The 5,933-nt window shown below is 74.0% G+C and carries 3 protein-coding genes and 1 pseudogene; 3 read left to right on the top strand and 1 reads right to left on the bottom strand.

Features of this window, described 5'->3' with window-relative positions:
- Positions 1-459: pseudogene (locus tag ICW40_RS03720) on the top strand (hypothetical protein); the annotation flags it as partial.
- 55 nt (positions 460-514) lie between these two features.
- Here the strand turns inward: ICW40_RS03720 and ICW40_RS03715 are convergent.
- Positions 515-3,205, bottom strand: coding sequence for a peptidoglycan recognition protein family protein (locus tag ICW40_RS03715; RefSeq protein WP_221652489.1), 2,691 nt, complete (start codon positions 3,203-3,205; stop codon positions 515-517).
- Between the two features lie 246 nt (positions 3,206-3,451).
- Here ICW40_RS03715 and rfbB point away from each other — a divergent pair, with 246 nt between their 5' ends.
- Both rfbB and ICW40_RS03705 read left to right on the top strand, forming a co-directional pair.
- On the top strand, positions 3,452-4,447 hold the full coding sequence (gene rfbB, locus ICW40_RS03710; protein ID WP_221652488.1) for a dTDP-glucose 4,6-dehydratase: 996 nt from the start codon (positions 3,452-3,454) through the stop codon (positions 4,445-4,447).
- Between the two features lie 103 nt (positions 4,448-4,550).
- On the top strand, positions 4,551-5,807 hold the full coding sequence (locus ICW40_RS03705) for an LCP family protein (RefSeq protein ID WP_308121607.1): 1,257 nt from the start codon (positions 4,551-4,553) through the stop codon (positions 5,805-5,807).
- Positions 5,808-5,933 lie beyond the last annotated feature (126 nt).

The raw sequence follows: 5,933 nt of genomic DNA, 5'->3' as shown, positions 1-5,933 counted from the left end.
GCGCAGGCCGCGGCGGTCGCCGGCGACGTCACCACGGCGGACGCGCACCTCGCGGCTGCCGCGCGCCTGCGGCCGTGGGACCGCGACGTGCCGCTGATCGCGGCCGCGACCTTCCGTGAGGGCGCGCTCGCCGGGGACCCGGCCTCCGCGGACGCCGCCCGCCGCTGGGCGCTCGAGGCGCTCCGGCGCACACCGGGCTCGGTCGAGGCCGGCAAGGCGCTCCTGGTCGCCGAGCTGTCGCTCGAGGACCGCTCGGCCCTCGCCACCGCCGCCACGCTCGCCCGTCGCGCACCGACCGACCCCGAGGTGGCGCTGCTCGAGGGCTACGCCCTCGCGGTCGCCGGGCGCTGGGACGACGCGGCCGACGCCCTCGGCCGCGCGACGGACAACCCGTTCACGCGCGCGCGGGCCGAGGCCCTGCTCGACGAGGTGCGGGCGCGGGCGTCAGCACAGGGCTGACGCTCCGCGCCCGCGTCCACCACCTGCGGACACCGTCGCACGGCTACCGGACGAGCTACCGGAAGTAGCCGAACACGTCGGCGATGAGGTGCGTCGAGCCGGCGTTGTTGTAGACCTGCACGCGGCGGTTGGCGAGCCCCGTGAAGGTCAGGTTGACCTGGTCGCGCCCGGCCCCGGTGTTGAGGTCGGACGTGGTCGGCCGGGTCGCGCCGTCGCGCCACTGCGTGACGAAGGTGGCCCGCGCCGTCTGACCGGCTGCGGCGAGCGCGAAGACGGCGACCTGCGCGTCCGCGGGAACCGCGGAGACGCCGGTGACGTCGAACCTGCGGGTCTGCCCCTGGGTCACCACGCCGCCGTCGGTCCGGGTGTCGTACGCCCGCGCCGGGACGATCGGGGTGAACTCGAGCGTGCCGCTCGGACCGAACCACCCCACGACGTCGAGGACGACGTCGGACTGCGCACCCGAGAGCACGAGGTCCACCTTGCCCCCCGCGAGCGGCACGATCGTCCGGTTGGACACGTCGTGTCCCGGGAGGTGGTTGACGCTCGCCGTGCCGGTGACGCCCGCACCCGCAGGCTGCGCGACGACGTTGCCCGGCCCGCGCGGGCCGATGGTCGAGACGTTCACGGCGACCGCGGTCGCGTCCGCCGGGATGCCGCCGACGCCCGCGACCTGGACCGTGCGCGTCGTCCCGGGCACGAGCTGTCCGCCCGTCGTCCGCGTGTCCAGGACCCGCGCACCGTTCGCGAGCTGGCCGTAGGGCGAGCCCTTGCCCGGCGCGTCCGTGTAGTACCCGGTGACGTCCACGACGACGTGGGTGATCCCCTGGTTGTTGAGGATGCTCACCTTGCCCTCGCCGCCGACGCCGACCATCATCCCGGCCCCGGTGGTGCGCGCCGGGTCCGTGTTGAGGGCGGAGGCACCCGGCTCCCCCTGGCCGGCGGGCCACACGCGGAGGTAGGTGACGGCCGACGAGGCCACGGTCGTGACGTTCAGCGCGACGGCCTTCGCCTCGGGCGGGACGCCGAACCGGCCGGTGACCGGGACGTCGACGCGCCCCTTCGGCCCGAGCGCCTGCGCGGTCTGCCGCGTGTCGAGCAGGCGTCCCGGGGTGATCGGCACGAACCGCAGGTCGGAGGCGAGCGCCACGGGCGCGACCGGGGGCGGGTTGGCGCCCGCACCGACCTGGACCGTCGCCGACCAGGGCAGGAGCCTGACGCCGCTCGCGCGCTCGACGCCCTCGAGCGTGAGCCGGTAGGTGCCGGGACCGACCGGGTCGCCGTGCGTCGTGCGGCCGTTCCACGTCGCGATCGCGCCGCCGCCCGAAGGACCCCACGCGCCGGTGCCGTAGTAGTGGCTCATCCCGGTGCTCGTGTCCGTCGCGGTGAGCGTCCAGTCGACCGTCGAGGTGATGCCGCCCGTGATGGTCACCGACCCCGCGTGCGGGATCGAGGTCGCGGTGAGCGCCGGGTTGATGAAGGTGGGGCCGATGAGCTGGCGCGCGCGCTGCTTGAGCCACGGCAGCGTCGCGTAGCCGGCGTTGCCGGGGCAGGCGGTGTAGGCGACGTCACGGTGCCCGATCACGACGGGCAGGTGCAGCGTGGTCCCCCCCGGGACGCTCGAGTTCTCGCCGCCGAGGGTGGTGTAGCCCGTGGTGCTCGTGGGGTCGCGGTGGTACTGCCCGAGGCGCCACGCGATGAGGCGCGCGACGCTCTCCTGCGTGCCGGCCGACGGCGTGACGGTCCCGTAGGTGCCGAGCATCGAGATGCCGAGCGTGCGGGTGTTGAAGCCGCCCGCGTGGACGCCGATGACGGGCTGGGTCGAGCTGTTGGCCCGACCCTCGTAGATGTTGCCCCACTTGTCGACGATGAAGTTGTAGCCGATGTCGCACCAGCCGCGACCGTCGATGTGGTACGCCTGGTCGTTCCTGATCTGCTGCATCGCCTCGGCCACCGACGCGTAGCTGTTCGAGCCCGCCGTGTGGTGGACGACGGCTGCCACCAGCGTCGACGCGACGTCCGGCGCGCACACCTGCGCCCGCGCGCCCCACTGGGCGCGCGAGATGACGGCGGGCTCCGGGCCCACCATGCGCACCGGGCCCGTGCTGAACGCGACGCCCGACGCGTCGGCCTGACCGCCGACGACGGCGTCGTCGGCGGGGAGGTGCTCGGCCTCGGACCCGACGAGCGTCAGACGGAGCCCGTCCGGGCCGGGCGTCGCCTCGGCCGGGAAGGAGAGCTGGACGGCGTCGGCCTCACCGACCCAGACGGGGTCCGTGCCGCCGCGGACCTCCCCCGCTGCGTCGGCCGTGCCGGTGTCGGCACCCGCGTCGGACGCCTCGAGCGGACGCCAGTCCGACCAGGTCCCGTCGTCGGCGCGCGTCCGGGCCTCGATCGCGAGGCCGTCGACCGTCTCGGTGCCCGGCCACGTGACGCCGAGCGTCTGGAACGCGTCCGTCTCGAGCACCTCGCTCTCGACGCGCTCGGTGCCGACGACCTCGTCCGCGGCCACGGCGTCCTCGGCGGAGCGCGCGCGGGTCAGCTCCGGCGTGACCTCCACCTCGCCCTCGGGAGTGACGGCCGGGACGACGACGTCGACCTCGGTGACGGTGGTGGCGGGCGCCTCGGGCTCGGTCGTCGCGGGACGCGTCGACGACGGCACGGCGGACGCTCCGGCACCCGCGGGGGCCGACCCGCTCGCGAGCGCGGGGCCGCTGCCGGCCAGGGCCGCGAGGGTGGTGGCCACGACTCCGAGAGTCACGACGCGGGGCAGTCTCAGAGCCATGTCACAAGTCCAGACCTCGGGGGTGGGCATGGGCAGTGTCAGCGGACCGTCACAGCAGGTCAAGGACCGACGCACCCGGGCGTCCCTTCCGTCCCCGCTCGCCCGGTTTCTGCACGCACCCACGGGCCCGGGCCCGCCGCGGCGGCGGCTCGCCGTGCGCGGGTAGGCTTGCGGGCTGCGTCACAAACTTCGTCCTGGAGGTCCCTCGTGCGGCTGCTCGTCACCGGTGGTGCCGGCTTCATCGGCGCCAACTTCGTCCACCAGACCGTGCGTGAGCGCCCCGACGTCGAGGTCACGGTCCTCGACGCGCTGACGTACGCCGGTGAGGAGGCGAGCCTGGCGCCCGTCGCCGACGCGATCACGTTCGTGCGTGGCGACGTGGCCGACGCCGAGCTGGTCGACCGGCTCGTCGCCGGCGCGGACGCCGTCGTGCACTTCGCGGCGGAGTCGCACAACGACAACTCGCTCTCGGACCCGTGGCCGTTCGTCCAGACGAACGTCGTGGGCACCTACACGCTGCTCGAGGCGGTGCGCCGGCACGGCGTCCGGTACCACCACATCTCGACCGACGAGGTCTACGGCGACCTCGAGCTCGACGACCCGGCGAAGTTCACGCCCGAGACGCCGTACAACCCGTCGAGCCCCTACTCCTCGACGAAGGCGGCGAGCGACCTGCTGGTCCGCGCCTGGGTCCGGTCCTTCGGGGTGCAGGCGACGATCTCGAACTGCTCCAACAACTACGGCCCGTACCAGCACGTCGAGAAGTTCATCCCCCGCCAGATCACGAACGTCGTCGACGGCGTCCGGCCCAAGCTCTACGGGACCGGCGAGAACGTGCGCGACTGGATCCACGTCGAGGACCACAACTCCGCGGTGTGGGCGATCCTCGAGCGCGGCCGCATCGGTGAGACGTACCTCATCGGCGCCGACGGCGAGGAGAACAACAAGGCCGTCGTCGAGCTGATCCTCGAGCTCACCGGGCAGTCCCGCGACGCGTACGACCTGGTGAGCGACCGTCCGGGCCACGACATGCGGTACGCGATCGACTCGACGAAGCTCCGCACCGAGCTGGGCTGGGAGCCCCGGTACGGCTCCTTCCGCGACGGGCTCGCAGCGACCATCGACTGGTACCGCGCGAACGAGGCCTGGTGGCGTCCCCAGAAGGACGCCACGGAGGCCAAGTACGCCCAGCTCGGTCGCTGACGCGGGCGGCGCCGCGAGGCGCCGCCCACCGTCACAACTTCTCCACCCGATCACCGCCCTGGGCGCCCCGGCGACGCCCAGGGCCCTCCTATGCTCGGATCCCGTGACCCCACGCCACTCCGCCCCGCGGCGCCCGCGCGCCGTGCGCCACGCCCGTCGCCTGCGTCGTCATCCCGTGGGGCACGTCGTGGCGCTGGCGACCGTGGCCGCGCTGTCATTCGGCGCCACGGGCGCCGCGACGGCGTACATCCGGCTCGAGAACAACATCGAGACGCACGACGTCACCGCGCTGCTCGGCGAGGACCGTCCCGTGCGCACCGAGCCCGTCGACCCGACCGACCCCAACGCGGGCCGCGCGCTGAACATCCTGCTCATGGGCTCCGACGTCCGTGACGGCGCCAACGCCGCGATCGGTGGCGACGTCGAGGGCATGCGCTCCGACACCACGATCGTGCTGCACATCTCGGCGGACCGGCAGCGGGTCGACCTCGTCTCGATCCCGCGCGACTCGCACGTCGACGTGCCCGAGTGCCCGCGCTCGGACGGCACGGCGTCGTCGCCGCGGTCCACGCGCTTCAACGAGGCGTTCTCCCTCGGTTCCCAGTCGGGCAACGTGGCGGACGCCGCCGCCTGCACCATCCGCACGGTCGAGTCGCTCACGGGCGTCTTCATCGACGGCTGGTTCCTCGTGGACTTCGCCGGCTTCGTCAACATGGTCGACGCCCTCGGCGGCATCCCGATGTGCATCCCGAACGACATGCGCTCCCCCAAGGCGGGCCTCGAGCTGGCCGCCGGGCAGCAGACCCTCGACGGCACGACGGCGCTCGCCTTCGCCCGGGCCCGGACGGGCACCGGCGTGGGTGACGGCTCGGACACCAACCGGCTCGGCCGCCAGCAGCAGCTGCTCGCGGCGACGGCCAACGAGGTGCTCTCGAAGAACCTCCTCACCGACTCGACGAAGCTCTACCTGTTCCTCAACGCGGCCACGCAGTCGCTGACCGCGGACCCGGAGACCGGGAACCTCTCCTCACTCGCCGGGCTCGCCTTCAGCCTGCGCGAGGTCCCGAGTGGGAACATCACCTTCATGACGGTGCCGTTCCGGTCCTGGCCCCAGGACCCCAACCAGGTCGAGTGGACCGACGAGGCCGACACGATCTGGGCGAACATGGCCGCGGACGTGCCGCTCGTCGCCCCGGTGGCGACGCCGCCCGTCGAGCCGACGCAGCCCGGGACCACGGATCCGGCGGCGCCCGTGGACCCGACGGCGACCGCCCCGGCGACCACCCCGGTCACGCCCGTCGAGCCGCCGAAGCCCGGCGTGGACCCGTTCACGCCGGACGACCTGCAGTCCGTCTGCTGATCCCGTGGCCAGCGACGACTCACGTCGACCGCAGGGCGCCCGCCGGGACGCCGGCGAGGCGGCTCCGCCCCCGGTCCGCCGGACGGCGTCGCGCGCCCGGCCCGACGGCGCGGCACGCGCCGCGAC

It is taken from the genome of Actinotalea ferrariae, assembly GCF_019733465.1.
Taxonomy (GTDB): Bacteria; Actinomycetota; Actinomycetes; order Actinomycetales; family Cellulomonadaceae; genus Actinotalea; species Actinotalea ferrariae_A.
This window is presented reverse-complemented; position numbering and strand designations above follow the sequence as displayed.